Origin of the sequence: Lentzea sokolovensis (assembly GCF_033949975.1) — a bacterium.
GTDB classification, from domain to species: Bacteria; Actinomycetota; Actinomycetes; order Mycobacteriales; family Pseudonocardiaceae; genus Lentzea; species Lentzea sokolovensis.
This window is the reverse complement of sequence record NZ_JAXAVU010000006.1, coordinates 21,720-46,795: the sequence shown is the minus strand read 5'-3', so window position 1 is coordinate 46,795 and position 25,076 is coordinate 21,720. Positions and strand designations below refer to the sequence as shown.

The 25,076-nt window shown below is 68.8% G+C and carries 30 protein-coding genes, 1 tRNA gene and 1 pseudogene; 21 read left to right on the top strand and 11 right to left on the bottom strand.

Annotation, left to right across the window (positions count from 1 at the left end):
- Positions 1-31 precede the first annotated feature (31 nt).
- From SK854_RS11430 to SK854_RS11420, 3 genes are read left to right on the top strand one after another with little or no spacing between them, the layout of a single operon-like run.
- On the top strand, positions 32-1,540 hold the full coding sequence (locus tag SK854_RS11430) for a PHP domain-containing protein (RefSeq protein ID WP_319975032.1): 1,509 nt from the start codon (positions 32-34) through the stop codon (positions 1,538-1,540).
- Complete coding sequence (locus SK854_RS11425; protein WP_319975031.1) at positions 1,537-2,019, top strand: hypothetical protein; 483 nt, start codon at positions 1,537-1,539, stop codon at positions 2,017-2,019. The genes SK854_RS11430 and SK854_RS11425 overlap by 4 nt, the downstream gene beginning before the upstream one ends.
- A gap of 10 nt (positions 2,020-2,029) precedes the next feature.
- Positions 2,030-2,974 (top strand): ribose-phosphate diphosphokinase, encoded by a 945-nt coding sequence (locus tag SK854_RS11420; RefSeq protein ID WP_319975030.1) that lies wholly within the window; start codon positions 2,030-2,032, stop codon positions 2,972-2,974.
- A 1-nt stretch (position 2,975) separates the two neighbouring features.
- On the opposite strand, the gene SK854_RS11415 is transcribed toward SK854_RS11420, so the two are convergent.
- The gene (locus tag SK854_RS11415; RefSeq protein WP_319975029.1) at positions 2,976-3,602 is read right to left on the bottom strand and encodes a TetR/AcrR family transcriptional regulator; all 627 of its coding nucleotides are present in this window, start codon (positions 3,600-3,602) and stop codon (positions 2,976-2,978) included.
- Between the two features lie 105 nt (positions 3,603-3,707).
- Between SK854_RS11415 and SK854_RS11410 the strand changes: the two genes are divergently transcribed.
- The 3 genes from SK854_RS11410 to SK854_RS11400 are packed head-to-tail and all read left to right on the top strand — an operon-like array spanning position 3,708 to position 5,812.
- The gene (locus SK854_RS11410; protein ID WP_319975028.1) at positions 3,708-4,757 is read left to right on the top strand and encodes a medium chain dehydrogenase/reductase family protein; all 1,050 of its coding nucleotides are present in this window, start codon (positions 3,708-3,710) and stop codon (positions 4,755-4,757) included.
- On the top strand, positions 4,754-5,212 hold the full coding sequence (locus tag SK854_RS11405; protein ID WP_319975027.1) for a TetR/AcrR family transcriptional regulator: 459 nt from the start codon (positions 4,754-4,756) through the stop codon (positions 5,210-5,212). Before SK854_RS11410 ends, SK854_RS11405 begins: the two co-directional genes overlap by 4 nt.
- 24 nt (positions 5,213-5,236) lie before the next feature.
- The gene (locus SK854_RS11400) at positions 5,237-5,812 is read left to right on the top strand and encodes an ABC transporter permease (RefSeq protein WP_319975026.1); all 576 of its coding nucleotides are present in this window, start codon (positions 5,237-5,239) and stop codon (positions 5,810-5,812) included.
- A gap of 5 nt (positions 5,813-5,817) precedes the next feature.
- Here the strand turns inward: SK854_RS11400 and SK854_RS11395 are convergent, their stop codons facing one another.
- Positions 5,818-6,135: a nitroreductase/quinone reductase family protein gene (locus SK854_RS11395; RefSeq protein WP_406601763.1), complete on the bottom strand. Its 318-nt coding sequence runs from the start codon at positions 6,133-6,135 to the stop codon at positions 5,818-5,820.
- A 78-nt stretch (positions 6,136-6,213) separates the two neighbouring features.
- On the opposite strand from SK854_RS11395, the gene SK854_RS11390 reads away from it, so the two are divergent.
- On the top strand, positions 6,214-6,828 hold the full coding sequence (locus tag SK854_RS11390) for a TetR/AcrR family transcriptional regulator (RefSeq protein WP_319975024.1): 615 nt from the start codon (positions 6,214-6,216) through the stop codon (positions 6,826-6,828).
- On the opposite strand, the gene SK854_RS11385 is transcribed toward SK854_RS11390, so the two are convergent.
- The 4 genes from SK854_RS11385 to SK854_RS11370 all read right to left on the bottom strand — a co-directional run bounded on the left by SK854_RS11385 (position 6,825) and on the right by SK854_RS11370 (position 9,029).
- Positions 6,825-7,085: a hypothetical protein gene (locus SK854_RS11385; protein WP_030478439.1), complete on the bottom strand. Its 261-nt coding sequence runs from the start codon at positions 7,083-7,085 to the stop codon at positions 6,825-6,827. The genes SK854_RS11390 and SK854_RS11385 overlap by 4 nt on opposite strands.
- Positions 7,072-7,494, bottom strand: a complete 423-nt coding sequence (locus SK854_RS11380) for an MmcQ/YjbR family DNA-binding protein (RefSeq protein WP_319975023.1) — start codon at positions 7,492-7,494, stop codon at positions 7,072-7,074. Before SK854_RS11380 ends, SK854_RS11385 begins: the two co-directional genes overlap by 14 nt.
- A gap of 10 nt (positions 7,495-7,504) precedes the next feature.
- Positions 7,505-8,740, bottom strand: coding sequence for a glycoside hydrolase family 18 protein (locus SK854_RS11375; protein ID WP_319975022.1), 1,236 nt, complete (start codon positions 8,738-8,740; stop codon positions 7,505-7,507).
- Positions 8,741-8,956: 216 nt separating this feature from the next.
- Positions 8,957-9,029, bottom strand: a tRNA-OTHER gene (locus tag SK854_RS11370).
- A gap of 105 nt (positions 9,030-9,134) precedes the next feature.
- Between SK854_RS11370 and SK854_RS11365 the strand changes: the two genes are divergently transcribed.
- The 9 genes from SK854_RS11365 to SK854_RS11325 all read left to right on the top strand — a co-directional run bounded on the left by SK854_RS11365 (position 9,135) and on the right by SK854_RS11325 (position 16,571).
- Positions 9,135-10,250 (top strand): J domain-containing protein, encoded by a 1,116-nt coding sequence (locus SK854_RS11365; RefSeq protein WP_319975021.1) that lies wholly within the window; start codon positions 9,135-9,137, stop codon positions 10,248-10,250.
- 62 nt (positions 10,251-10,312) lie between these two features.
- Positions 10,313-10,879, top strand: a complete 567-nt coding sequence (locus tag SK854_RS11360) for an HhH-GPD-type base excision DNA repair protein (protein WP_093591464.1) — start codon at positions 10,313-10,315, stop codon at positions 10,877-10,879.
- Positions 10,880-10,950: 71 nt separating this feature from the next.
- A complete protein-coding gene (locus SK854_RS11355; RefSeq protein ID WP_319975020.1) occupies positions 10,951-11,898 on the top strand; it encodes an esterase-like activity of phytase family protein in 948 nt (315 codons plus the stop codon).
- A gap of 37 nt (positions 11,899-11,935) precedes the next feature.
- A complete protein-coding gene (locus SK854_RS11350) occupies positions 11,936-13,309 on the top strand; it encodes a serine/threonine-protein kinase (RefSeq protein ID WP_319975019.1) in 1,374 nt (457 codons plus the stop codon).
- A gap of 112 nt (positions 13,310-13,421) precedes the next feature.
- Positions 13,422-14,132, top strand: a complete 711-nt coding sequence (locus SK854_RS11345) for an ABC transporter permease (RefSeq protein WP_319975018.1) — start codon at positions 13,422-13,424, stop codon at positions 14,130-14,132.
- The gene (locus SK854_RS11340) at positions 14,125-14,922 is read left to right on the top strand and encodes an ABC transporter permease (RefSeq protein WP_319975017.1); all 798 of its coding nucleotides are present in this window, start codon (positions 14,125-14,127) and stop codon (positions 14,920-14,922) included. Before SK854_RS11345 ends, SK854_RS11340 begins: the two co-directional genes overlap by 8 nt.
- The gene (locus SK854_RS11335) at positions 14,919-15,890 is read left to right on the top strand and encodes an ABC transporter ATP-binding protein (protein WP_319975016.1); all 972 of its coding nucleotides are present in this window, start codon (positions 14,919-14,921) and stop codon (positions 15,888-15,890) included. The genes SK854_RS11340 and SK854_RS11335 overlap by 4 nt, the downstream gene beginning before the upstream one ends.
- 45 nt (positions 15,891-15,935) lie before the next feature.
- The gene (locus SK854_RS11330; protein WP_319975015.1) at positions 15,936-16,283 is read left to right on the top strand and encodes a hypothetical protein; all 348 of its coding nucleotides are present in this window, start codon (positions 15,936-15,938) and stop codon (positions 16,281-16,283) included.
- Between the two features lie 96 nt (positions 16,284-16,379).
- Complete coding sequence (locus SK854_RS11325) at positions 16,380-16,571, top strand: DUF1918 domain-containing protein (RefSeq protein WP_319975014.1); 192 nt, start codon at positions 16,380-16,382, stop codon at positions 16,569-16,571.
- Here SK854_RS11325 and SK854_RS11320 read toward each other — a convergent pair.
- Together SK854_RS11320 and SK854_RS11315 are read right to left on the bottom strand one after the other, a co-directional pair.
- A complete protein-coding gene (locus SK854_RS11320) occupies positions 16,568-17,392 on the bottom strand; it encodes an inositol monophosphatase family protein (protein ID WP_319975013.1) in 825 nt (274 codons plus the stop codon). The genes SK854_RS11325 and SK854_RS11320 overlap by 4 nt on opposite strands.
- Positions 17,393-17,407: 15 nt before the next feature.
- The gene (locus SK854_RS11315; RefSeq protein WP_191298274.1) at positions 17,408-18,388 is read right to left on the bottom strand and encodes a malate dehydrogenase; all 981 of its coding nucleotides are present in this window, start codon (positions 18,386-18,388) and stop codon (positions 17,408-17,410) included.
- Positions 18,389-18,528: 140 nt separating this feature from the next.
- On the opposite strand from SK854_RS11315, the gene SK854_RS11310 reads away from it, so the two are divergent.
- Positions 18,529-19,080 (top strand): pentapeptide repeat-containing protein, encoded by a 552-nt coding sequence (locus SK854_RS11310; RefSeq protein WP_319975190.1) that lies wholly within the window; start codon positions 18,529-18,531, stop codon positions 19,078-19,080.
- Here the strand turns inward: SK854_RS11310 and SK854_RS11305 are convergent.
- Complete coding sequence (locus tag SK854_RS11305; RefSeq protein WP_319975012.1) at positions 19,066-19,434, bottom strand: hypothetical protein; 369 nt, start codon at positions 19,432-19,434, stop codon at positions 19,066-19,068. The genes SK854_RS11310 and SK854_RS11305 overlap by 15 nt on opposite strands.
- 15 nt (positions 19,435-19,449) lie before the next feature.
- On the bottom strand, positions 19,450-22,158 hold the full coding sequence (locus tag SK854_RS11300) for a glycohydrolase toxin TNT-related protein (RefSeq protein WP_319975011.1): 2,709 nt from the start codon (positions 22,156-22,158) through the stop codon (positions 19,450-19,452).
- A gap of 138 nt (positions 22,159-22,296) precedes the next feature.
- Between SK854_RS11300 and SK854_RS11295 the strand changes: the two genes are divergently transcribed.
- The 3 genes and pseudogenes from SK854_RS11295 to SK854_RS11285 all read left to right on the top strand — a co-directional run bounded on the left by SK854_RS11295 (position 22,297) and on the right by SK854_RS11285 (position 23,859).
- The gene (locus SK854_RS11295; protein WP_319975010.1) at positions 22,297-23,217 is read left to right on the top strand and encodes a DMT family transporter; all 921 of its coding nucleotides are present in this window, start codon (positions 22,297-22,299) and stop codon (positions 23,215-23,217) included.
- Positions 23,214-23,483, top strand: a pseudogene (locus SK854_RS11290) (tetrahydrofolate dehydrogenase/cyclohydrolase catalytic domain-containing protein); the annotation flags it as partial. The gene SK854_RS11295 and the pseudogene SK854_RS11290, both read left to right, overlap by 4 nt.
- A gap of 82 nt (positions 23,484-23,565) precedes the next feature.
- A complete protein-coding gene (locus tag SK854_RS11285) occupies positions 23,566-23,859 on the top strand; it encodes a DUF3017 domain-containing protein (RefSeq protein ID WP_319975189.1) in 294 nt (97 codons plus the stop codon).
- Here the strand turns inward: SK854_RS11285 and SK854_RS11280 are convergent.
- Positions 23,849-24,418: a TetR/AcrR family transcriptional regulator gene (locus tag SK854_RS11280; RefSeq protein ID WP_319975009.1), complete on the bottom strand. Its 570-nt coding sequence runs from the start codon at positions 24,416-24,418 to the stop codon at positions 23,849-23,851. The two genes, SK854_RS11285 and SK854_RS11280, sit on opposite strands and share 11 nt — an antisense overlap.
- A gap of 72 nt (positions 24,419-24,490) precedes the next feature.
- Here SK854_RS11280 and SK854_RS11275 point away from each other — a divergent pair, with 72 nt between their 5' ends.
- Complete coding sequence (locus SK854_RS11275; protein WP_319975008.1) at positions 24,491-25,054, top strand: dihydrofolate reductase family protein; 564 nt, start codon at positions 24,491-24,493, stop codon at positions 25,052-25,054.
- Positions 25,055-25,076 lie beyond the last annotated feature (22 nt).

Below are 25,076 nucleotides of genomic sequence, written 5' to 3'. Positions count from 1 at the left end.
GCACCCCGGCCCGTCGCGTGGAGGTTCAGCCATGTCCGAAGTAGCCCGCAGACGCTTCCTGCAGGGAGCCGGCGTGCTCGGTGTGGCGGGAGCGCTGGGCACCGGGAGCGCTTCGGCGACGTCGCGCTACCAGTGGCTTTCCGGCGATCACCACACGCACACGCAGTACTCGTACGACGGCATGTACAGCGTCGAGCAGCAGATCCGCGGCGCGTTGCGGCACGGCACGGACTGGCTCGTGATCACCGACCACGGTCACGTGTCGCACGAGGCGCACTCCGTCGAGGCGACGGCGGCGGATCTTCAGCGCGCCAGGCGGAAGTTCCCGCAACTGCTGCTGTGGCACGGGATGGAGTGGAACGTCCCCGGCGCCGAGCACGCGACGCTGTTCTTCGAGGACTGCCGGGACGAGGCCGGGGTGCTGCGCGACTTCGAGCGGCAGTTCGACTGGCGGCTGAACGGGGCCGAGGCCTCGACCCCGGAGAACGAGAAGAAGGCGCTCGACGCGATCCGGTTCCTGCAGACCAAGATTCGCAACGGCACGATGAAGTCCGCGCTGGTGTTCGTGAACCACCCGATGCGCAACGGCCGGGTGGCACCCCACGAACTCCGCGCCCTGCGCGACCTCGCCCCCGACATCGTTGTCGGCATGGAGGGCGCGCCCGGAGCGCAGGGCGACGGCGACCCGTTGCGCGGTCCCGGTGGCCATCGCGGCGGCTACGCGAACAGCCCCGGCCCGAACTCCTACGCGCCCTACCCCGCCGAGGCCTACAAGACCTACGGCGGCTTCGACTGGATGACGGCGAAGGTCGGCGGCGTCTGGGACTCGCTGCTCGCCGAGGGTCTCGGCTGGTGGATCACGTCGAACTCCGACTCGCACTTCAACTCGCGCGACACGATCGTCCGCGTGCCGGAGCCCGGCGACCAGTTCGACCTGACCGGAAAGCACCTCGACGCGATCGAGGGCGGGGTGCCCCAGGTGCTGCCGCCCTACGTCGACTTCTTCCCCGGCGAGTTCTCCCGGACCGTCGTCGGCGCCACCCGGCGGACGCGCGGTGCCGTGATGGAGGGCTTGAGGGCGGGTCGAGCGTGGGTTTCGCACGGCGGGCTGGTCGATGATCTTCAATTCCACGTTTGCGCATCCGGCGGAACCGAGACGATGGGCGGCCGTCTGCGCGTGCGGCGCGGCTCTGACGTGAGCGTGCTGGTCAAGGCACGTCTGGCAACTCGCCCCAACAGCGCCGGTTTCGTGCCACGATTGCGCCGTTTGGACCTCATCAAGGGCGCGGTAACCGGACGATCATCATCTGAAACGTTGGCCACGCCACATGTGAAGGTCGAGCGATCCTACGAGCCGCGCTGGCACTATGCGGTCTTCACGCACACGTTCCGCAACGTCCGGGAGCCTTTTTACCTCCGAATGCGCGGAACCGACGGCAACCGCGGCGCGTTCGAACCGCAGGCGGACACACCCGGAGCCGCGAACCCGTGGGAGGACCTGTGGTGCTACACCAACCCGATCTTCGTGGAGGTCAGGTGACCAGCACCTTCGTCGGCATCGACGCCGGCTATGAAAACCGCTGGGAAGCGGAGAAGATCGCATTGGAGCTGCACGACACCGTGCTGACCACGGCCCGAACGGTCGTGGTGCACGAGGTCGACACCCACTACGCGATGTCCTTCCTCCTGCCGGTGCCCCCGTCCGACGCAGTGGTGAACTCACTGGTCGCGCAAGGTTTCGGCGTCTCCGTACGCGGTGCGTCCTCAGCACGTCAGGTAGGCCCGGAGGCGCTTCGAGTAGGCGCCTCCGCTGCTGCTGAGGCCCATCAATACCGCCGCGAGGGGCGCGCTCTGCGGTACCAAGGCCAACGGTCGTTGCGCGGCCGTCATGGCGTGTCGGACATCCTCGCGTTCACGGCCATAGAGGTCGTTTTACCGCGCGGAACCCACACCGTCGACACGCGCGGAAACCTGACGCCGTTCTTCCAGGACGGCAAGTTGGTGCTGGTCATCGACTAGGTTTCGGGGTGTGCGTGACATCGCTGTCTTCAGTGGTTCTGCCCATCCCTCGCTCGCCGCGGAGATCTGTGGCCATCTCGGTGTCGAGCTCTCCCCCAGCCGCCTGACGCGGTTCGCCAACGACTGCCTGGAAGTGCAGTTGCAGGCGAACTGCCGGGAGCGGGACGTGTTCCTGATCCAGCCGCTGGTGCCTCCGGTGCAGGAACACCTCGTCGAACTCCTGCTGATGCTGGACGCTGCCCGTGGCGCCTCCGCCGCGCGCACGACCGTCGTTCTGCCGCACTACGCCTACGCACGTTCGGACAAGAAGGACGCGCCCCGCATCTCGATCGGCGGCCGCCTGGTCGCCGATCTCATGGTCGCCGCGGGCGCGTCCAGGGTGCTGGCGATGACGTTGCACTCACCGCAGGTGCACGGGTTCTTCTCGGTGCCCGTCGACCACCTGCACGCGCTGCGCGAACTGGCCGCGCACTTCTCCCAGTACGACCTGTCGAACACCGTCGTGGTGTCGCCGGACCTCGGCAACGCCAAGGAGGCCGCGCACTTCGCCCGGATCCTGGGCCTGCCGGTCGCCGCGGGCGCCAAGCAGCGCTTCGCCGACGACAAGGTGCAGATCCAGACCGTGATCGGCGAGGTGGCCGGACGCGACGTGATCGTGCTCGACGACGAGATCGCCAAGGGCTCGACCGTGGTCGAGCTGATCGACAAGTTGCGGGAGCGCGGCGCCGGGCCGATCCGGGTGGCCTGCACGCACGGGCTGTTCTCCGCTGGGGCGTTGGATCGGCTGCAGGCGTTCGAGGACGTGCTGGAGATCGTCGCCACGAACACCGTGCCGATCCCGGCGGAGAAGTCCGTGCCGAAGTTGAAGGTGTTGTCGATCGCGCCGGCGATGGCCGAGGCGATGCGGCGGATCAACGTCGGCGAGTCGGTGTCGACGCTGTTCGAGGCTCCCTGACCTACTTGAGGTGCGCGAGTGCCCTGATCAGCCGGTCTCCGACGTCGGCGGGTCCGGGCATCTTGCGCACCACGGCCCGTTGGTGCGCGAGGCCGTGCAGCCCGAGCCACAACGCCACCGCGTCGCCGTAGAGATCGTCGCTGCCGTGCGCGATCCCCTCCTCGACGCACGCGCCGAGCACGTCTACGAGCAGCGTGAACGCCTCCACGCCGAGTGAGTCGAGGTCGGCGTCGGTGATCGAGGTGTCCTCGACCGACGGCGTCCACAGGCCGCCGAACATGATCCGGTAGCGCTGCGGGTGCACCTGCGCGAAGTCCAGGTAGGCGTTGCACACCGCGAAGAGCCGCGACCGCCCGTCCCGGTCCGCCTTGTCGTCGGCCTCGCGCAGGGTGGCGGCGAGCGCGTCCATCTCCTGCTGGACGACGGCCAGCATGATCGACGGCTGGTCCGCGAAGTGCGGGTAGATCGACGGTGCCGCGATCCCCGCCTTGCGGGCGACCGAGCGCAGCGTGACCGCGCGCTCGTCGCCGCCTTCGTCCAGCAGCGCGAGTGCCGCGGCGATGATCTCTTCTCGCAGCTTCCCGCCCTCGCCCCTGCGGTTGCGCCTGCGCGGTTCCGTGTTCGTCACGGCCGTAACCATACACCTGAAAGTTTATGGGTGTTAGGCCTTGCACTCTTAGACTTACGGGCGTTAGCTTATGTCCGTAAGCACAGCCGAGACCGAGGAGCCACGATGAACGCCACGACCGCCACCACCCGCGCCACCGAGATCGTTCTGCCCGGCGTGGTCGAGCCTGACGGCCTGCACGTCCGGGTCCGCGACCTGCCCGCGCCGGGTCAGGGCCAGGTCGTCCTGCGGATGGACGCCACGGGCGTCTCGTTCGCCGAGCAGCAGATGCGCCTGGGCAAGTACTACGACCAGCCCGCGTTCCCGTTCGTGCCCGGTTACGACGTGGTCGGCACGGTCGTCGCCGCAGGCCCCGGAGTCGACCGCGACCTGCGGGGACACCGGTTCGCCGTGGTCACGAAGGTCGGCGGGTGGGCGAGCCACCTGATCGTCGAGGCCGCCGACCTGGTGCCGGTGCCCGACGGCGTCGACGCGGCCGCCGCCGAGACCGTCGTGGTCAACGGCGTCACGGCCTGGCAGATGATGTACCGGACCGCGAAGGTCAAGCGGGGCGACACGATCGTCGTGCTGGGCGCGAACGGCGGCGTCGGCTCGACGCTGGTGCAGCTCGCCCGCCACGCCGGCATCAAGGTGATCGGCACGGCCTCCGCCCGCCACCACGACGCGGTGCGCGAGCTCGGCGCGATCCCCGTCGACTACCGCGACCCGAACATGTACGACCGGATCCGCGAGATCGCGCCGGACGGTGTCGACGCGGTGTTCGACCACGTCGGCGGCCCCGCGCTGCACGACTCCTGGCGGGTGCTGCGCCGCGGTGGCGCGCTGGTCAACTACGGCTCGGCCGCGACGAAGGACGAGCCGGGCAGCGGGACGGTGGCGGTGCTCAAGCTCTTCGGGCAGCTGATGGTGTGGAACGTGCTCCCCAACGGCAAGCGCGCGGGCTTCTACAACTTCTGGGCGGGCAAGCGCTTCCGCCTCGCCGCGTTCCGCGCTCGCCTCCGCGAGGACCTCACGCAGGTGCTCGGCCTGGTCGAGACGGGGGTGCTGAAGCCGCAGATCGCCGCGCGCATCCCGTTGTCGGAGGCGGCCGCCGCGCTCGCGCTGGCCGAGTCGCGCACGGTGCTGGGCAAGGTCGTCATCGTTCCGGAGCCGTGAGCAGGCAGGGCTGCCGCCAGTTGATCGTGGCGGCGGCGACCGTCCTGATCGACCGGGACGACGCCGTGACGCTGCGGGCGGTGTCCCGTGAGGCGGACGTCCCCACCTCCGCGATCTACCAGCAGTTCCCCGGCGTGCCGGCGATCTTGCTGGCCGTGTGTCACGAGGCCTTCCGCGAACTGGAAGCCGTCGTTCTCGCCGCACCCGACGCCTACGCGGCAGGCCTCGCCTACCTGGACTTCGCCGTCCTGCACCCCCGCCGCTACCGCGTGATGTTCGGTGCGGCCGACCTCTCCGAACAGGCGCTGCGGCTGTTCACCCGAGTCCTCGCCGACTCCGACCGCGCCATGACGTTCTGGCTGGGCCTGCACGGCCTCGCCGACCAGCGCGCCTCGATCCGCCGCTCGCCTCAGTTCGTCGTCATCGCACCGCGCCTGATCAGTTCACTCGTCTGATCCGACTTTCCGGGAGTCCCCACCATGAACGCCACCGCACTTCGCGTCACCACCGTCGCGTCCACCGACGTCGACAACCGCGCCGCCTACCTGGGTTTCGCGTTCGCCTACGTCTTCGGCCACGGCGCCGCGATGCTCTCGAAGTCCGGCGCGGTCCTGATGCCCTCGTGGCTGCCGATCGGGCTGCTCGCCACGGGCCTGCTCGCCGGCACGGTCTTCGCCATGACCGCGTCGCTGCGTGCCCAGAAAGCCGCTTCCGAAGCGCGGCGACGAGCCGAGAAGCTGGTCGGAATGGCCTGGATGACCGGTTTCACGGCGCTGGCGTTAGCGGTCACGGGCGTGAGCACGGTGTTCGACAAGCCAGAGCTCCAGACCGTGCTCTGGCCCGCCGGCTCGACCATCGTCGTCGGCCTGATCTACATCGCCGAGGGCGCCATCCGCGGCAACGCCCTGCACTACAACCTGGGCACCTGGCTCATGCTGGTCGCCGCCGCGACGCTGTTCATCCCCGGAGCCGGCTTCTTCGGCACGCTGGCCGTGCTGGGCGGCGGCGCCTACCTGCTGGCGGCGTTCCTGGAGCGTCGTCGCCTTGCCGCGTAACGCTTTTACAGCTGCACTCGCACCGTGACACGACCCTTGTCGTCACGGTGCGATGTCGCATGTCCGGTCCGTTCGGCGCCATCGAGTTCGAGCGTCAGCGGACCGCCCGCGTCCTCGAAGTTGCGCCACCACACCTTCGCGTCCGGCATCATCACGCGGATCTCGACGACATCGCCTTTGCGTTGGTAGCCAACGGGTGTGCTGATCGTCCGACCGGATCGCCTGCCCGTGTAAGTCACGACCGTAAGGCTCTTGCGCACGAGCTTCCCCACGACCGGGGCGTGACGCAGGCCGACGATCCACTTGTTGACCGTGCGCACCATCGGTCCCTGAACTCTCATGTCTTCCAACGTAGCCTGCTAAGTGGAGACCCCCGTCCGCTTGAGGCGAAGTGAGAAGAAGTGACCGCTGAACCGTCTCAGATGCGCGCCGACGCCCGCGAGAACCGGGCGCGAGTGCTCGCCGTCGCCCGCGAACTGTTCGCCGAACGCGGGCTGGAGGTGCCGATGGCCGCGATCGCACGCCGTGCCGGAGTCGGCGTCGCCACGCTGTACCGGCGCTTCCCCACCAAGGAATCGCTGGTCCTGGAGGCCTTCGCCGAGCAGTTCGCGATCTGCCAGGGCGTCATCGACGACGCGTTGCGCGACCCGGACCCGTGGCGCGGACTCCGCACGGTGATCGAGAAGGTGTGCCTGCTGCAAGCGGCCGACCGCGGGTTCACCGCCGCGTTCACGGCCTCGTTCCCCGAGGTGCACTCCGAGGTGCGCGAGCGAACCTCGGAGAAGTTCGCGGCTTTGGTGCAGCGGGCGAAGGACAGCGGGCAGTTGCGTGCCGACTTCTCGCCGCACGACCTGACGCTGGTGCTCATGGCCAACGGCGGACTTGCCGGCGTGCCCGTGGAGGTCGCGACGGCCGCCTCCCGGCGCCTGGTCGCGTACCTGCTGGAGTCGTTCCGGAGCGGCACGGACGCGCTGCCGCCGCCCGTGCCGCTCAGCCTGGACCTCGTGCTTCGTTAGCCGGGATGCGCGCCGACGGTGTCGCGGATCATCGCGCCGAGGTCGGCGGAGCCCATCCGCGCGCAGTGGGCGCAGCAGAAGAACTTGCCCTCCACCTCCACGCCGTGCCCGATCACGCGGCAGTCGCAGTGCTCGCAGCGCGGCGCCAGCCGTTGGATCGCGCACTCGAAGCTGTCGAACGTGTGCACGCCGCCGCCGACGGTGCGCACCTCGAAGGCCATCCAGTACTCGTTGCCACAGACGTCACAGGTCGCCATGCGCGGAAGACTGCGGCAGGTCAGCCGGGTCGGCAACTCGAACGTCGAGCCGCGCGACCAGCGTCTTCGGGGCAATCACCCGATAGGCGTCCTCGACGAGATCCGCGACGACGTCCCAGTCGACCGGCACGTCCAGGTACACGCCGAGCCAGCCGCGGTGGCCGACGTAGGGCGGGCGGAAGTAGTTCCCGGGGGCCTGGGCGACGAGGGTCTCCTGAACACCAGGGCCCGCCGCGCACCAGAACGCGCTGCGGTCGTCGTGGTGGTGGTCGGCCGAGGTCACGAAGGTCTTCTTGCCGCGGACGAACCAGGTGGGTTCGCCGTGACTCAGGCGTTCCGTCACCTCTGGCAACGCCAGACAGAGGCGGCGCAGGTGTTCGAGTGCGTCCACCCGAACATCCTGCGCCATTTTCGGTGTGTCAGCCGGTGCCGGCGCGAATCGCGCTGATCAGCTCACCGTTGGCCGTGTCACCGGAGAGTTCCCAGAAGAACACGCCGCCCATGTTCTGGCCGCTCGCCCACGAGATCTTGCTGCGGACGGTGGCCGGGGTGTCGTAGCTCCACCACTGGCTGCCGCACTTGGCGTACGCGGTGCCGGCGACGGTTCCGTTGGCGGGACAACGGGTCTTGAGCACCTTGTAGTCCTCGATGCCCGCCTCGTACGTGCCTGGAGCGGCGCCGGTCGCCGTGCCGCCGGGTGCCGCCTGAGTGACGCCGGTCCAGCCGCGGCCGTAGAAACCGAGGCCCAGCAACATCTTGCTCGCCGGAATGCCCTTGCTCTTGAGCTTCTGGATCGCCGCGTCGGTGTTGAAACCGGCCGTCGGGATGCCGGGGTACGACGTGAGCGGCGAGTGCGGAGCCGTCGGGCCCTGTGCCGCCCAGGCGCCGAAGAAGTCGTACGTCATCGGGTTGTACCAGTCCACGTACTGCGCGGCGCCGGCGTAGTCGGCCTTGTCGATCTTGCCGCCGGTCGACGCGTCCGCGGTGATCGCGGCGGTCACGAGGTTACCGCTGCCGAAACGGCTCCTGACGGCCTGCATCAGCGTCTTGAACGAGTTGAAACCGCTGGTGTCACAGGTGAGTCCGCACGCGTTGGGGTACTCCCAGTCGATGTCGATGCCGTCGAACACGTCCGCCCAGCGCGGGTCCTCGACGAGCTTGTAGCAGGAGTCCGCGAACGCCGCCGCCGCGCTCGGGCTGCTCGCCGCCGCCGGGAAGCCTCCGGACCAGGTCCAGCCGCCGAACGAGAACAGGACCTTGAGGCCCGGATTCAGCTTCTTGAGCTTGCGCAGCTGGTTGAAGTTGCCGCGCAACGCACCCGTGTCCCACGTGTCCGTCGTACCGTCCACAGAGGACGCCGCATCGTAGAACTTGTCGTAGTCCGCGTAGGTGTCACCGAGTACGCAACGGCCACCACTCACGTTGCCGAACGCGTAGTTGATGTGCGTGAGCTTGCTCGCCGAGCCGGACGAGCGGATGTTCTTCACGTGGTAATTGCGCTGGTAGACGCCCCACTGCACGAAGTAGCCGACGACGCGTTTCGCGATCGCCTGCGCGCCGATCTCCTGCTGTGGCGCGGCTTGCGCCGGGGGTGCCGCGAGGCTCGCTGCCGTCAAGAGGGCTGTCGCCGCCGCGATGATTCTGCGCCTGAACATAGCGGTCTCCTCGATGGGTGACTGCGCGGCGGCGCTGCTCTCAAGCTAGGTGGACTAGACCACTGCCGTCAATGGTCGAACCGAACCCACGGCCAGGCCGTACAGAGAGGGAAGATGCGGCGAGAGCGAAGAAAGGACCCGGGGTGTGGGGTGTCCCCACTGTGACGGCGATCGACGCGGTTCGCGCTCTCCGCGAACAGAGATCCCCTGAGAGAGCGGGACCGGCCGGATTCGAACCGGCGTTCTCCCTCCGTTCGGAGGGCGCGTCGACCACTGCGCTACAGGCCCCTCGCCACCGCGCCCTTCACACTAGTCGGCGATTGGCGGGCCGTATGCCCTGCGAAAGTGTTGGACCCAATAAGGTTCACGGACCAACCCCGAACTGGACGGTGTCGTGCCCGGGATCGACTACTACGAGTTGCTCGGTGTCAACCGGGGCGCCAGTGCCTCGGAGATCAAGTCGGCCTACCGCTCTCTCGCCAAGGTCATGCACCCCGACGCGGGTGGGACGTCTGGCGGCTTCCGGCTGCTCCAGGAGGCCTACGAGACGCTGAAGGACCCGGTCCGGCGCGCCGACTACGACCGACCGGCCAGGCCGGCGCCCACGGTCGTCCGCCCCCAGACACGCCCCCGACCTCGCCGAACAGGCCACACAGGCCGTCTGCGCGACTTCGGTGACGACCCGAACTACGCGGCACCACGCCCCCGCGTCGACCTCGGCTCGATGGAGTGGTGGCACCGCATCGACCTCGGTGCGCGCGTCCGCTACGTCCCCGCGACCGGCCTCGGCCACGCCCCCGCGGCGGCTGCGATCGGTGGGTGGTTCGTCCTTCTTCTCCCGTTGGCGATGCCGCTCTCCCCGCTGCTCCTGGCCGTCTGGCTGCCCCTCGTGGCGGGAGCCGGTTACGGGGCGTTCCGACTGGTGCGCCGCTACATGACGGTCGCGCGGGCCGAACGGGCGTTCGCCGGTGAGTACGACGGCAACACGATTTTCGGCCGTCCGGGTGAAAACAGACGCGAACGGCTGACCGCCGGACTGCTCACGGAGTACATGACGCAGCTACCGGGCGTGCGCATCTTCCACGGCCTCGCCTGGCCGGGCTCGGTCTTCACCGACATCGACCACGCCCTGCTCTGCGGCCGCCGCCTGGTCCTGATCGAGTCGAAGTCGTGGCTGCCCGGCCACTACTACTGCGACGAGGACGGCGAACTCTGGCGCAACGGCCACCCGTTCCGCGGCGGCGGCTCCCAACTGCTCGACGGCGTCGAGCGCTTCGCCGAACTCCTGCCGTGGCTGGAGATCCGCGGCGCCCTGATCATCTACCCGAGCCGCGCCGGCGAGGTCACCTGCGACGACGACCTCGACTTCGAGGTGCCGCCGATGACCCCGGAGCAGTTCGTCAGCGAGATCGGCGACTGGCTGGCCGACGACCCGGCCACCGTCGACCGCGAGGCCCTGCGCGCCCTGGTGCGCCAGGTGATCTCCGAAGTCCGCGTGGCCGGCGCCTGACCGCACCCGGACGACCGACCGGCGTGAGGCCGGACGGAGCAGTTCGTGTCAGGATTGCCGTCATGACCCGCACGTTGTGCCTCGCGCAGAACCCGGACGCGGACGCACTCCTCGCGTCGGACATGTTCGCCCTGCTGACCGGAATGTTGCTGGACCAGCAGATTCCGATGGAGAAGGCGTTCTCCGGCCCCAAGGTCCTGGCCGACCGCATGGGCGGCCTGGACGTGCACCGCATCGCCGAGGCCGACCCGGAGGCCTTCGCCACCATCATGGCCACGCCGCCCGCCGTGCACCGGTTCCCCGGTTCCATGGCCAAGCGGGTGCAGGCGCTGTCGCAGTTCGTCGTCGAGACCTACGACGGCGACGTGACGCGGATCTGGGCCGACGGGGACGGGGCGGCGGTGTTCAAGCGGCTCAAGGCGTTGCCCGGGTTCGGGGATCAGAAGGCCAAGATCTTCCTGGCACTTTTGGGCAAACAGTTCGACGTCACGCCCGCCGGGTGGCGTGAGGCCGCCGGGCACTACGGGGACGAAGGAAGCCGACGTAGCGTCGCTGACGTGCGCGATCAGAAGTCGTTGCTCGAGGTCCGCGACTTCAAGAAGGCCGCCAAGGCCGCCGCCAAGAAGTAGCACGGACTGTTCATCGTCTGGTGCACTGGACGTCCGCCGCCAGCCCGAACGAGGTGCGATCTTGCTGCCTCGTGAGAGAAGGGGCGGTTGCGTTGCGCATCAAGGCGATTGGCGTTTTCACGGTTGTGGCGCTCGGTCTGGGCGCTGCAGCGGCTGACGCTGCCACCACGTGGCCCGGTGACTCGGCGACCAGGACGGCTGACGGCACGAACGTGTTCGGCAAGAACCTCAGCGGGTTGTCGTTCGAGAGTGCCGGCGTCGTGTGGGCGGTGAAGAACGGGCCTTCCACGCTCTACCGGCTCGTGCCGAGCGGCAGCACGTGGAAGGTCGACTCGAAGAGGTCGCTGAAGTTCAAGAACGGGAAGGGCGACCCGGACGCCGAGGGTGTGGTGAGCACGCCGGACGGGCTGTTCGTCGTCACCGAGCGGGACAACGACAACGGTGACGTCAGTTCGCCGATGGTGTTGAAGTTCGGCAGTGGCAGCAACGCGGCCGCTGAGTGGAAGCTGCCCGGGATGCCGTCGGTCGACCCCAACGACGGGCCCGAGGCCATCTCGTGGATTCCGGACTCGTTCCTGACCGCGCAGCAGTTCAAGGACGACACCGGCAAGCTCTACAACCCCGCCGACTACCCCGCGCACGGGACCGGGTTGTTCGCGGTCGGGCTGGAGGCCACGGGCGGGATCTTCCTGTACGCGCTGCAGGACGGTGGGGCGAAGCTGGTCTCGAAGTTCGCGAGCGGGCAGGCGCAGGTGATGGACCTGGAGTGGGAGAACAACAGGCTCTGGGCCACCTGCGACAGCAACTGCAGCGGGCGGGCGACGACGCTCGCGATCAGTGACGGGAAGTTCAAGGTGACGGCGACGTACGACCGGCCGTCGAAGCTGCCGAACGTGAACCTCGAGGGTTTCGCGATCTCGCCGAGCTGTGTGAGCGGCAAGAAGGTCGTGCTGTGGTCGGACGACGACAACACGAGCAGTCACGCGCTCAGGAGCGGTTCGCTGAACTGCACGGTCTAGAAGAGGATTGTCGGGGTGCGGAACTATGCTCCCGCGCGTGACCGCACCCCACATCCCCGGCCTGACCGACCTGAGACCGTTGGGCGCGGGCGGGTTCGCCACCGTCTACACCGCCCACCAGGCACAGCTCGGTCGTGACGTCGCCGTCAAGATCGACAACCGGGTGCTCGTCGACGAGCGCGACCGGAGGCGGTTCCTGCGCGAGGCGCAGGCGGCTGCCAAGTTGTCGGGCCATCCGCACGTCGTCGGGGTGCACGACGCGAACATCACCGGCCAGGGCACGCCGTACATCGTGATGGAGCTGTGCACGGGCGGGTCGCTCGCCGACCAGCTCGATCGGCAGGGGCGGCTGCACCCCGACCAGGTGCGGGATCTCGGCATCAAGCTCGCCGACGCACTGGCCGCGGCTCATCAGGTCGGCGTGCTGCACCGGGACATCAAGCCCGGCAACATCCTCGTCGACCGCTACGGCACGCCGAAGCTGGCCGACTTCGGGCTCGCGGCGCTGCTCGACGCGCAGGGCGGCAGCACGGTCACGCGTGACGCCCTGAGCCCCAGCTACGCGCCGCCCGAGGCGTTCGCGATGGCCGAGCCGACGCCGCAGGCCGACGTGTACAGCCTCGCCGCGACGCTCTACACGTTGCTCGCGGGCAAGCCGCCGCGTCCGGTGCCGTGGCCGATCACGTCGTTCGACCAGCTCGGCGAGATCCTGCGCCGGCCCGTGCCCGCGGTGCCGGGGGTGCCGGCCGCGTTGCACGAGGCTCTGGCGAGGGCGCTGCACCCGGACGCGAACCTGCGCACGCCCAGTGCCGCGCAGCTGCGCGACGAACTGGTCGACCCGATGCGGATGCCGACCGTGCCGGTCCCTCCCCCGCCCAAGCGCAAGACGTGGCCGTTGGTCGCGGCCGCGGCCGGACTGGTCGTCGCGATCGTGGCGGGCGTGTTCGTGTGGAACCTCTTCGACAAGGACAAGGCAGAAGCCCAGGGGCCCGGACCGGCGACGACACAGCCGGGCGGCGCGGAGGACGTCCCGCCGTTCCTCAAGAAGTGCGGCAAGGGGTTCTGCATCGACCAGTCGACCTGCTTCCGCGGGATCGTCAGCATCGGCGGCAACCCCGCTTCGGCGCGGAAGGTCGGCAGCTGCTCCACCGAGCACTACTGGGAGGCGTTCGGAGGTGGCTGGCTCTCCGGGGAGATCCCGGCGGTCGACTCCGACGAGTTGCTGGCGTCAACCGAGGTGAAGGACGTCTGCACGCCCGAGGTGATGAAGGCCGCCACCCGGCCGACCGTCGACACCACCGGCTGGGAGAGGACCGCGGTCGGGTTCCAGGACGGCACCCGCAACTACTTCCTCTGCCTCGCCTCGCAGCCCGAGGCCGGCGAGGTCGTGACGAGCGCTTTCGGCAGCTGACCTAATCCACTTGCGACGGTCGGTAACGTAGACCGACGTGCGTGTTCACGCCGATTTGATCATTGCTGGATTCCGAAGGTACTCGACCTACCGACAAGCGATGCTGGCCGGAATGACCACGAACGTGGTCTTCGGCCTGCTGCGGGTCGCCGTTCTCGTCGCCGCGCTCAAGGCGGCGAACGGTGACATCGCGGACTACAACATCGCTGCCACCAACACTTATGTCTGGATCGGGCAGGGGCTGCTCGGGTTCATCCTGTTGTGGGGAACCAACGAGCTCGCCGAGCGCGTGCGATCCGGTGACGTGGTGGTAGACCTCTACCGGCCGTGGAACCTGCAGGGCGCCCTTCTCGCGGAGGACGTCGGGCGGGGCGGTTACGCGTTTCTGACGCGGCTCGTCCCGCCGATGGTGTTCGGCATGCTGCTGTTCCCGTTCCAGTTCCCCGAGAACGCGGTGCAGTGGCCGTTGTTCCTGGTCAGTGCGCTCATCGCGCTGGTGATCTGCTTCGGCTGCCGGTTCCTCATCGACGTCAGCTCGTTCTGGCTGATCGACAACCGGGGGCTCTACGGGTTCTGGAACGTCTCGTCCGGCCTGCTGTGCGGGCTGACGGTGCCCATCGCGTTCTTCCCCGAGTGGGCTCGCGACGTGCTCTGGATGACGCCGTTCCCCTCCTTGCTGCAGGCGCCGATCGACGTGTTCCTCGGGCACGGTGATCCGGTGAAACTCCTGCTCCTGCAGGCGTTCTGGGCCGTGGTCGTCCTGGCGGCCGGCCACTTCACGCTGCAACGAGCGGTGCACAAGGTGGTGTTGCAGGGTGGCTGACGTCATCTACCCCAGGCTGATCGGCGCACGGCTGAGAAGCCAGATGTCCTACCGCGCGTCGTTCGCGCTCGACCTCGTCACGCAGGTGCTGGCGCAGTGGATCGAGCTGGTCGTCATCCTCGTGCTGTTCGGTCACATCAGCGCGCTCGGCGGGTTCACCAAGGACGAAGTGCTGCTGATGTACGCGTTCGCCGGCATCGCGTTCGGCATCGCCGACCTCTTCGCCGGGCAGCTCGACAACCTGCCGAACTACATTCGCACCGGCACGTTCGACGTGCTGCTGATGCGACCGCTCGGCACGCTGCCGCAGATCATGGTGTCGGATGTCCGCCTGCGCAGGCTCGGGCGCATCATCGGCGCGATCGCCGTGATGGTCTACGCGCTGACGCACGTCGGCATCGGCTGGACACCCGCGAAGGTCGCGCTGACCATCGCCACGCCGCTGGCCGGCGCGGTCATCTACGGCGCGGTCTGGGTGGTGGCGTGCTCGGTCTGCTTCTGGATCGTCGAAGGGCGCGAGTTCGCCAACGCGGTCACCTACGGCAGCAACACCTTCACGTCGTACCCGATCAACGTCTACTCGCGGCCGCTGCGCTGGCTGATGGCGTTCATCGTGCCGGGGGCGTTCGTCGCGTACTACCCGAGCCTCGCGCTGCTCGGGAAGCAGGATCCGCTCGGCCTTCCTGGCTGGGTCGGCTGGACATCACCGCTCGTCGCGGGGCTGGCGGCGGTCGTCGCCGGGTTCGTGTGGCGGTTCGCGGTCAGGCACTACCGGGGAACGGGATCATGATCGAGGTCAGGGAGCTCCGCAGGGAGTTCAAGGTCGCCACGTCGAAAGGCCTGCGGCGCAACTACAGGACCGTCACGGCGGTGGACGGCGTCACGTTCGACGTGAAGGCCGGGGAAGCCGTCGGGTACGTCGGGCCGAACGGCGCCGGCAAGTCCACGACGATCAAGATGCTGACCGGGATCCTGGTGCCGACCAGCGGCCACATCAGGGTGAACGGCGTGGATCCGTCGAGGCAGCGGCGCGATCTCGCGAAGCGCATCGGTGTCGTGTTCGGCCAGCGCAGCCAACTCTGGTGGGACCTGCCGCTCCAGGACAGCTTCGACCTGCTCAGGTCCATCTACCGCGTGTCAGCCGAGGACTACCGGAAGCGGCTCGACGAGTGCGTCGAACTCCTTGGGCTGCAAGAGCTTCTGATCACGCCGGTGAGGCAGCTCTCACTGGGGCAACGGATGCGTGGCGAGATCACCGCCGCCCTGCTGCACGCCCCGGAGCTCCTGGTGCTGGACGAGCCGACGATCGGCCTCGACCTGGAGTCCAAGGAACGCCTCAGGGAGTTCCTCGCGGACATCAACACCCGCCGTGGCACAACACTTCTGCTCACCACTCACGACCTCGACGACATCGAACGGCTGTGCCCGCGGCTGATGGTGATCGACCACGGCCGGGTGCTCGCCGACGGACCGCTGGACGAGCTGCGCGCCGAGGTCACCCCTGACCGCGAGCTCGTCATCGACCTCAGGGAACCGGGCCCGGCACCGGACGTCCCTGGAGTAACGGCGGTGCGCAGCGAGGCCAACGGGTTGCGACACCACCTCACGTTCAGGAGAGCGGAGACGACGGCGGCGCAGTTGATCACCCAGGTGGTGCGGCAGGTGGAGGTCCACGACCTCGCCGTCGTGGAGCCGGAAATCGACGACGTCATCCGCAAGCTCTACCAACGGCAACTCGATCAAGACGTACGTCGGTAGAGTCATGAGCAACGAATCCGGACACATCGGGCACAAGGAGAGCGAATGCGCCTAGTTGGACCGCTTGCCGCTGCTGTCATCGCGTTGGGCAGCTTGACGGCGTGCGACACGATCCAGGGCGTCAGCGACACCGCGGACAAGGTGAAGTTGTGCGCCGACGCGATCTCGCTCCTGGGCTTCTCGCCGGACATGAGCGACCCGCAGAAGGCTCTGGAGGAGACCCAGGCCAAGGCGAAGGAGCTCGAGACCCTCGCGAACTCCTCGCCGGACGAGAACGTGAAGAAGGCTCTCGAAGAGGCCGCGAACGGCATGCAGAACGTGAACTCCGCGGCGGACTGGGTGGCCCAGAAGGCCGACCTCGCCGCGAAGGTCTCCTCGGCTTGCGGCGGATGAGCACTTGAGCCCTGTTGCGCGCCTCCGGTGTCGGCTTAGGCTTTAACGCGTTCGACGCGCCAAGCCTCGGCCGCACACCGGAGGTGTTGCAGCACCATGCAAGCAACAGTGGGTGACAGGCTCCACGTTCACAGCCGCTCCATCGGCCTCGAGGAGCGCCTCGGCGAGATCCTCGAAGTGCGCGGGAGCGACGGGCATCCGCCGTACCTCGTCCGCTTCAACGACGGTCACGAGGGCCTGGTGTTCCCCGGCCCCGACTGCGTCGTCGAGTCGCGGGGCACGATCTAACCGTTGAGAACGGTCGCGATGAGCTCCTCGGCCAGCTGAGGAGTCGCTGCCGCCACGCCTGACCACCGGTGGGTCAGGTCGGGTTCGAACGTGAACGGCCGCCCGCGCAGGTCGACCAGCACCCCGCCCGCGGCGGGGACGGTGACCAGCGCCGTCGCGAGGTCCATGATCCGGTGCGTGTCGCTGCCCGGATCGATGAACGCGTCTACCGTGCCCTCCGCGACCAGCATGGTCTCCAGGCACGTCGTGCACAGCACACGGATGCGATCTGCGCGGTTCGCGATGCGCAGCCACGCGTCCTGAGTGCTTTTCTTGGGGCGCATGATGCACACGGACGCGCCGTCCAACGTCGTGCGTCCGGTGGTGCGGAACGACGTCGGCACTCCTGCGCGCGCATGCCACGCACGGCCCGTGTCGAACCAGGTCGTCAGAGCTTCTTTTGCCGTGCCGTCTTCAACGAGTGCACCGGCGAAGCAAGAGAGAGGGACGCCGAACGCGGCGTTCGCGGACCCGTCGACCGGGTCGATGACGAGGGTGATCGAGGAACCGTTGTCGACGAACCCGGCTTCCTCGGAGAGCAGGTTCACGCGATTGCGGTGGATGGACTCCAGGATCGCGTCCTCGACGATGCGGTCGACGAGCATCGTCGGTGTTCCGTCGGCGCCGTCCGCCACTTCTTCGCGGAGTTCGAGGCGCGTGTGCAGAGATCGGGCACGCCCGTACGCCGCCGACGCCGCGCGGGCGGCATCAGCGAGCGCAGGGTGCACGTCATCGGAGAGCTGTGGCTGGGGAACGTCCCACGGGATCAGCACGTTCCCCACACTGCCACGAAAAACTCAGATCAGGCCGAGGCCCTTGACCGCGTCGCGCTCCTCGACGAGCTCGGCGACCGAGGCGTCGATGCGGGCGCGGGAGAACTCGTCGATCTCCAGGCCCTGGATGATCTCGTAGGAACCACCCGAGGTGCGGACCGGGAACGACGAGATGATGCCCTCGGGCACGCCGTACGAACCGTCCGACGGGATGGCCATCGAGGTCCACTCGGTGCCGTTGACCCAGTCGTAGACGTGGTCGATGGCGGCGTTCGCGGCCGACGCGGCGGACGACGCGCCACGGGCCTCGATGATCGCCGCGCCGCGCTTGGCGACGGTCGGGATGAAGTCGTTCTCCAGCCACGCCTGGTCGTTCACGGCCTCGGCGGCGGTCTTGTCTCCGACCTTGGCGTGGAACAGGTCCGGGTACTGGGTGGCCGAGTGGTTGCCCCAGATCGTCATGTTCTGGATGTCCGTGACCGCGACGCCCAGCTTCTTGGCGAGCTGCGACAGGGCGCGGTTGTGGTCCAGACGCGTCATCGCGGTGAAGCGCTCGCGCGGGACGTCCGGCGCGTGCTGCTGGGCGATGAGGGCGTTGGTGTTGGCCGGGTTGCCGACCACGAGGACCTTCACGTCGTCAGCGGCACCGGCGTTGATCGCCTCGCCCTGCGGCTTGAAGATGCCACCGTTGGCTTCGAGGAGGTCGCCGCGCTCCATGCCCTTGGTGCGGGGGCGGGCGCCGACGAGCAGGGCCACGTTCACGCCGTCGAACGCGGTCTTCGCGTCGTCGGTGATCGTGATTCCCTTGAGCAGCGGGAAGGCGCAGTCGTCCAGCTCCATCGCGGTGCCCTCGGCGGCCTTCAGCGCGGGGGTGATCTCCAGCAGCCGCAGGTTGACCGGGGTGTCCGGGCCGAGCAGGTGGCCGGAAGCGATGCGGAAGAGCAGTGCGTAGCCGATCTGGCCGGCTGCACCGGTGACAGTGACGTTCACGGGCGTGCGGGTCATGAGCCTTCCCGAATGACGGTCCTCGTTGACGTCGGGCAGGTCGCCCGGCGACCCGCACGTTACCAACACGTGGCCGATGGCAGAGTGTGAGAGTGGACATCCCCGACGAAGAGATCGGCGAGGACTACTCCGACGCCGTCATGCCCGGTCAGCACTGGGAGAAGCGGTCTTTCACCGACTGCGACTTCACCGAGGCCGACCTCCGCGAGCTCGTCACGACGGGGTGCACGTTCACCCGGTGCGACTTCACCCGGACGGATCTCGGCGAGTCGAAGCACCAGGCGACGGCGTTCCGTCAGTGCACCTTCGACCGCACCGTGCTGACCCGGTCGTCGTTCAACTCGTGCAGCCTCATGGGCTCGAACTTCGTCGACTGCGTGCTGCGGCCCGTCACCTTCACCGAGGTGGACTTCACGCTGGCGTCGCTCGTGAAGGCGCCGCTGTACGACCTGAAGCTCGGTGGCCAGCGGTTCCGCGAGACGAACCTCGTCGAGGCGGACCTGCGCAACACCGACCTGAGCAAGGCGGACCTGATGGGCGCGCGGCTGCTCGACACCAGGCTGGAGGGCGCCGACCTGCGCGGGGCGATGGTGGACGCGAACGGGCTCCGGCAGGCCAAGCTCGCCGGCGCCCTGATCGACATCGACCAGGCGATCGCGTTCGCGGCCGCCTACGGCCTAGTTGTGTCGTGACGTGATGCGCACGGACGGGTGGATGCGCACGGCCAGTTCCCCGTCCGCGAACTCCACGACGGCGTGCGACTCACCCCGGCCCGAGCGCACGAGCAACCGGCTCGCGCCCTCGCGGTAGAGGTCGACCACGGGTTCGCCGCCCTGCGACCACCGCACCCGCACGGAAGCGGCGAGCTCGTCGAACGAGAGCAGCACGTCCTCGACCCGGACGACCTTGATCCACGGCTCGTCCCCGGTTTCGGGGACGACCCCGAACGCGTCGAGGATCTCGGCGTCGGACGGCACCTGCATCATCGTCTCCAGAACGAACCACCTGACATGGCTGTGGCCGGGATCCGCACGGATCCCGGCCACCTCAGAACCAAGCGGTCAGTGGTCGGCTGATCCCGTGATCTCCACGAGAACGCCGTCCGCGACCATCTCCTCGACCGCCTTCGGCAGCAGGTAGGCGGTGCCGCCACCGGGCTGTTCGAACCACGGCACGGCCACGCCCGTCAGCACCTCGAGCGGGCGGCGCAACCGGTACACGCGGTACGGGCGGTTGATCCACGACGGCACGAGACTGCGTTCCGGGAACGGCGTGCCCGCCACGTAGACGAGGTTGCCGCTCTGGTCGCCGTAGCGGTCGATCTCGGTGCCCGCCGGCAGCTCGAACATCTGCTTGTGGCGGAACAACGTCAGCGGCGGCTCGCCCGCGAGCGGTGAGATCGGGAACTTCCGCTTCGACGGTTCCTCCTGCGCCACGGCGGCGGCGACCGGCGAGGGTGCCGGGGCCTGCTGCGGTGCGGGTGGCGGAACCGGCTGCACCTTCGTCGGGGCAGCGGCCGGGGGCGGCGGCGCCTGCTGCACCTGCGTCGGAGCCTGTGCCTGGGGCTGTGCCTGCGGCATCGGCGGGCGCTGCGGGGGAACGGGCCGACGCGGCTCCTCGCGGAAGCCGTTGGTGATCGGCCTCGGCGCAGGAGGCGGAGGTGTCCGCGGAATCGTGCGGAAGTTGCCCAGCACCAGCCTGCCGACCAGGTACGCCGACGCGTCCTCGACCTTGTCGAACCGCACGGGGTTCTTCGGGCCGTGGTCGAACCAGCACACCTCCCAGCTGTCGCCGTCGAGGCGCAGCGTCCAGGTGCGGTCGGCGGGCTCGCCGCCGATCCGGAACACGCCGTGCGGCACGTTGAGGTCGTCGAGCGCGCGGCGGGTGCCCGCCAGCTCGCGGTCCTCCTCCTGCGTGACCTGCCGCGGCGGCTTGACCGGCTCCGGCTCCGGCTCCGGTTCGGGTTCCGGCTCGCTGAACAGCGCCGCGTCGAACTGGGTGGTCTCCTCGGAGCGCGTCGGCGCCGGCGGGGACACGGGAACCACGGGCACGACCGGCAGAACCTCGGCGGCGGGCTCCGGTTCGAAGTGCGAGTCGAGCTGCGCCTCGAAGCGGTCCTCGAACTCCGGCTCGAACGCGGTCGCCTCGAAGGAGGTCGTGGACTCGATCTCCTCCTCGGCGAGGTCGGGCTCGTCCTCGGTCACCGCGACGACCGGGTGCTCCTCGGTGACCTCGGCCGGGCTCTCCAGCGGCTCGTCGAGGACCGGGCTCCACGCCATCGTGTCCTGCATGACGTCGCGCGGACGTTCCTCGGTCTCCGCGACCAGGTGGTCCGTGAGCTCCTCTTCGCGGTGGTGCGTGAGGAGCTCGGGCTCGTCCGGCCCTGCGGTGGGGATCTCGGGTTCCTCTGGGACGTCCACGTCTACGTGTTCGTCCCGGAGGTCGGTTTCGTTCGGCTTCTCGGCGACGAACTCCGCGACCGGTTCCGGAGCGGGTTCCCGGACTGGCTCCCGGACTGGCTCCCGGACTGGCTCCCGGACGGGTTCCCTGACGGGTTCCCGAACGGGCTCCGGCGCCGCGACCTCCGCGACCTCGCTCGGGTGCGGGGCGAACAGGTCCATGCCCGCGCCGTACGTGTCGCGCAGGGTCCGGTCGTCGACGGTGCCGGGCATGCCGTCCGAGTCGAAGACGACCCGATAGGGAGGGCCGTCGCCGGTCAGCGGCGGTGCGGCGACCGCGAGCGTCTCGCCGAGGTCGTCGGCGGGCTCGGGCTTGCGCTGCGGCTCCTCGACGACAGGCGGTTCGGGGTAGAACGGCTCGAAGTCGTACTCCTCCTCCGCGTCGTCCGCCGTCTCCGCCTCGGGGGCCTCGAACTTGGGGGCCGTGACGAACTGCGTCGCGTCCACCGAGGGTTCGGGCTCCGGTTCGGGCTCGACCGGCGTCGGCACCACGGTGCCGGGAGGCGCGGCGGGAGCGCCCAGGTTCGCCGCGGCGGCGAGCCTCGACTCCTCACTCACCTCCGGCAGGGTGAAACCGGCGGCACGGGCGCGTTCGACCAGCTCGGGCTCGGGCGGCACGCCGTACTTGCGCAGGTAGTACGCGACTCCGGCGGGCCAGATCCACGCACCGTCCGTCTGGAATCCCGACGGCACGATCGGCGGCGCGTCGGGGTGCAGCACGTCGTTGTCGAAGCCACGCCCGGCCACGGCGACCGGCGCGTTCGACAGGTACGCGAGCAGCGGCGCGACCTCGGGCTCCGGCACCGGCGGCCGGTTGACCGACGGACGACCGTTCGGTCCGGCGCCGTCGAACACGCGGACGGTCCGGAACACCGGCGTCGGCGGGTTCAGCCTGCGGCGCAGCCACTCCGGGACGTTCTCCTCGGCACGCGGGAAGAACCGCATCTCGTCGAAGTACGCCTGCTGCGGAGGTGGCGTCTGCCAGCTCGGCTCCGCGCGGTCGAAGTCGAGGTTGTAGCTGGAGGGGTGGTCGAGCTGGTACCGGGCATTGGTCCAGCTGCCCCGGCCCTCGCGGTGCATTCCGGCGCGCAGGCGCGCGAACAGCGAGGCCGCGTCCTGCGGCACCGCCCAGGCGCGCTTCGAGCCGTCCTGCAGCTTGAGTTCGGCCTCCAGTTCGAAGTACCGGCCGGTGGCGCGGTACTGCGCGGTGACACTGCGCCAGTCCTCTGGTGCGGCCCGCATCAGAGTCAGGCCGATCTGCTTAACCAGAGCGTCCTGCTCGGTAGGGTTCAACGGCTTCGGCTCGGACACGCCAACATCTTCCCCCGCAACTCGCCGGATCGCACACGTCCCCCGCCAATGCGCCGAACGGTGGAGACCCGACCATAACGCGGTGGACGTGCATGGTTAAAGCTGATCAAGAACACTTTCGTCCGGTCTGGAGGGCATGTGACGCGGTCCTCGCAGGTGACCGGTGGTCTGCTGGCGGCGGCGGGCGGAGTGGCCATCGCGGTCCAGGCGCGTGTCAACTCCTCGCTCGCGCAGTCGCTGGGCAACGGGCTGCTGGCCGCGTTGATCTCCTTCGCCGGCGGGTGGTTCGTGCTGCTCGCGGTGGTGCTGTCCCGGCAGTCCGGACGGGACGGGCTGCTGCGGCTGCGGGACGCGCTGCGGCACCGGCGCATCCGGTGGTGGGAGTGCGTCGGCGGCATCAGCGGCGCCGTGCTCGTCGGCTCGCAGGGCCTCGCGGTCGCGACCATCGGTGTGGCGGTGTTCACGGTCGCGGTGGTGATCGGGCAGGTCGTGAGCAGCATGGTCATGGACAACCTCGGGGTCGGTCCCGGCGAGTCGAAGCCGATTACAAAGACACGTGTCGTCGGAGCGGCCGTCGGTGTTATCGCCGTCACGATCGCGGTGTCGGACCGGTTCACGTCGCCCGGCGGGTTGTGGCTCGCGGTGCTGCCGCTGGTCGCGGGACTGCTGATGGGCTGGCAGCAGGCGGTGAACGGGCTGGTGCGCGAGGCCGCGGTCAGCTCCGTGGCGACGATCCTGGTGAACTTCAGCGTGGGCACGGCGGCGTTGGCGCTGGTCAACGCCGTGACGTGGAGTGGCGTGCCCGGCACGTTCCCCTCGCAGTGGTGGCTGTACCTCGGCGGGTTGCTGGGCATCGTGGGCGTGGGCGGCGCGATCACGTCGGTGCGGTTCATCGGCGTGCTGATGGTCGGGTTGTGCGGCGTGTCCGGGCAGCTCATCGGGGCCGTGCTGCTCGACGCGGTGAGCGGGCACCTGGCGTTGCCGACGGTCATCGGCGTGGCGCTGACGCTGGTGTCGGTGGGCATCGCGGCCCTGCCCAATGGGAGGATGAGGACGTGACTGCGACGCTGCTCAACGGCAACGAAACACGGAACGCGCTGTTCGAGGACCTCAAGGCGCGGGTCGCCGCGCTGCCCGGCTCAGTCGGTCTCGCCACCGTGCTGGTCGGCGACGACCCCGGCTCGCACTCGTACGTCAAGGGCAAGCACCGGGCGTGCGAGAAGGTCGGCATCAAGTCGATCCGGCGCGACCTGCCCGAGTCGATCACGCAGGAGGAGCTGGAAGCCGTCATCGACGAGCTGAACGCGAACCCCGGTGGCGCCGGCCCGATGACCGTCGCGATGCTGCTCACCAACACCGTCGAAGCCGCCGAGCGCGCCCATGCAGCGGTCTGACGCGGAAGCGCTCATGCCGGAACAGCGCTGGCGTTCGGGCCCCGCGAAGCACCTGCCGTTCGCGCTGGTGCTCGGGGTCGCTGCGCTCGGGCTGGTGCGGATCTTCCAGTACCACTGGCGGCAGGGCGCCGTGCTGCTCGGCGTGTCGTTGCTGGTCGCGGCCGTGCTGCGGATCCTCGTGACCGACGAGCAGGCGGGTCTGATCAAGATCCGCGGCCGTGGCATGGACGCGTTCCTGTACTCGACGCTGGGCATCGTGGTGATCGCCGTCGCCCTGACGATCACCGGCGGCCCGCTCAGCCGATAGCTCGGTCCACCATGACCTCGACCAGCTCGTCGAGGTCCATGGTGGCCACCACGTCCGGCAGCGTCAGCCGTTCGTAGATCAGCCCCGTCATCGCGAAGTACAGCGAGACGACGGTCATCCGGTCGCCCGGCAGCTTCGACTCCTCGTTGAACGCGACGTTGGCCTCGATGTTCTCGGCGATCGTGCTCGTGAGCGCCTGCCGGATCTCCGGCCTCCTGGTGGCCTCCAGCCGCAGCTCCATCATCGCGAGGTAGCAGGCCTTGTCGGCGTCCGCCCGCTTGATGATGTCGTGCATGAACTTCACCGTCAGCGACCTGTCGCGCGGCATCGCCAACGACTGGGCGACCGACTCGTCGGACGGCATGAGCCGGTCGTGCACCCGCGTCATGACGTTCGACATCAGCTCGTCGCGGTTCGCGAAGTAGTTCGACGCCGTGCCCGCCGGCACCCGCGCCTTCGCGTCGATCGCGCGGTAGGTCAGCCCCCGCGCGCCCTCTTCGGCCAGGACGTCGATCGCCGCGTCCAGCAGAGAAGTTCGCCGTGCCTCGTTCCGGACCACGATGCCTCCTTGACAACCACTACAGCCATAGTACTACAGTTGTCGTGGTTGAACGAGATCCAGGGGGTTTGCATGCGAAAGCTCGTCTACTACGTGGCCGTCACGCTGGACGGTTACATCGCGGCCGAGGACGGGACCTTCGACGGGTTCGTCTTCGAAGGCGACCACATGGAGGGCATCAACGCCGTGTACGCGGACACGCTGCCCACCCAGTTCCGCGAGGCGCTCGGCCTGCAGGACGCGCCGAACCGGAACTTCGACACGGTCCTGATGGGCCGCAACACCTACCAGGTGCCCGGCGGCCTGGCCTCGCCCTACGCGCACCTGCGCCAGTTCGTCGTGACGTCCCAGGTGCTCGACACCCCGGACGACGTCGAGCTGATCAGCGAGGACGTGCTGGGGCGCGTGCGTTCGTTGAAGGCGGAGGACGGCCTCGACATCTGGCTGTGCGGCGGCGGCAAGCTCGCGGGCGAACTCCTGCCCGAGATCGACAAGCTGCTGCTCAAGATCCACCCGGTGGTGTTCGGGCGCGGCATCCCGTTGTTCGACGGGAAGGCCGACATCACGAAGTTCCAGCGCACCAACGCCCAGCTGTTCGAGAGCGGGGTCTCGTTCATGACCTACGAACGCCCGTAGGCTCATCCGCGAATCACCCCAG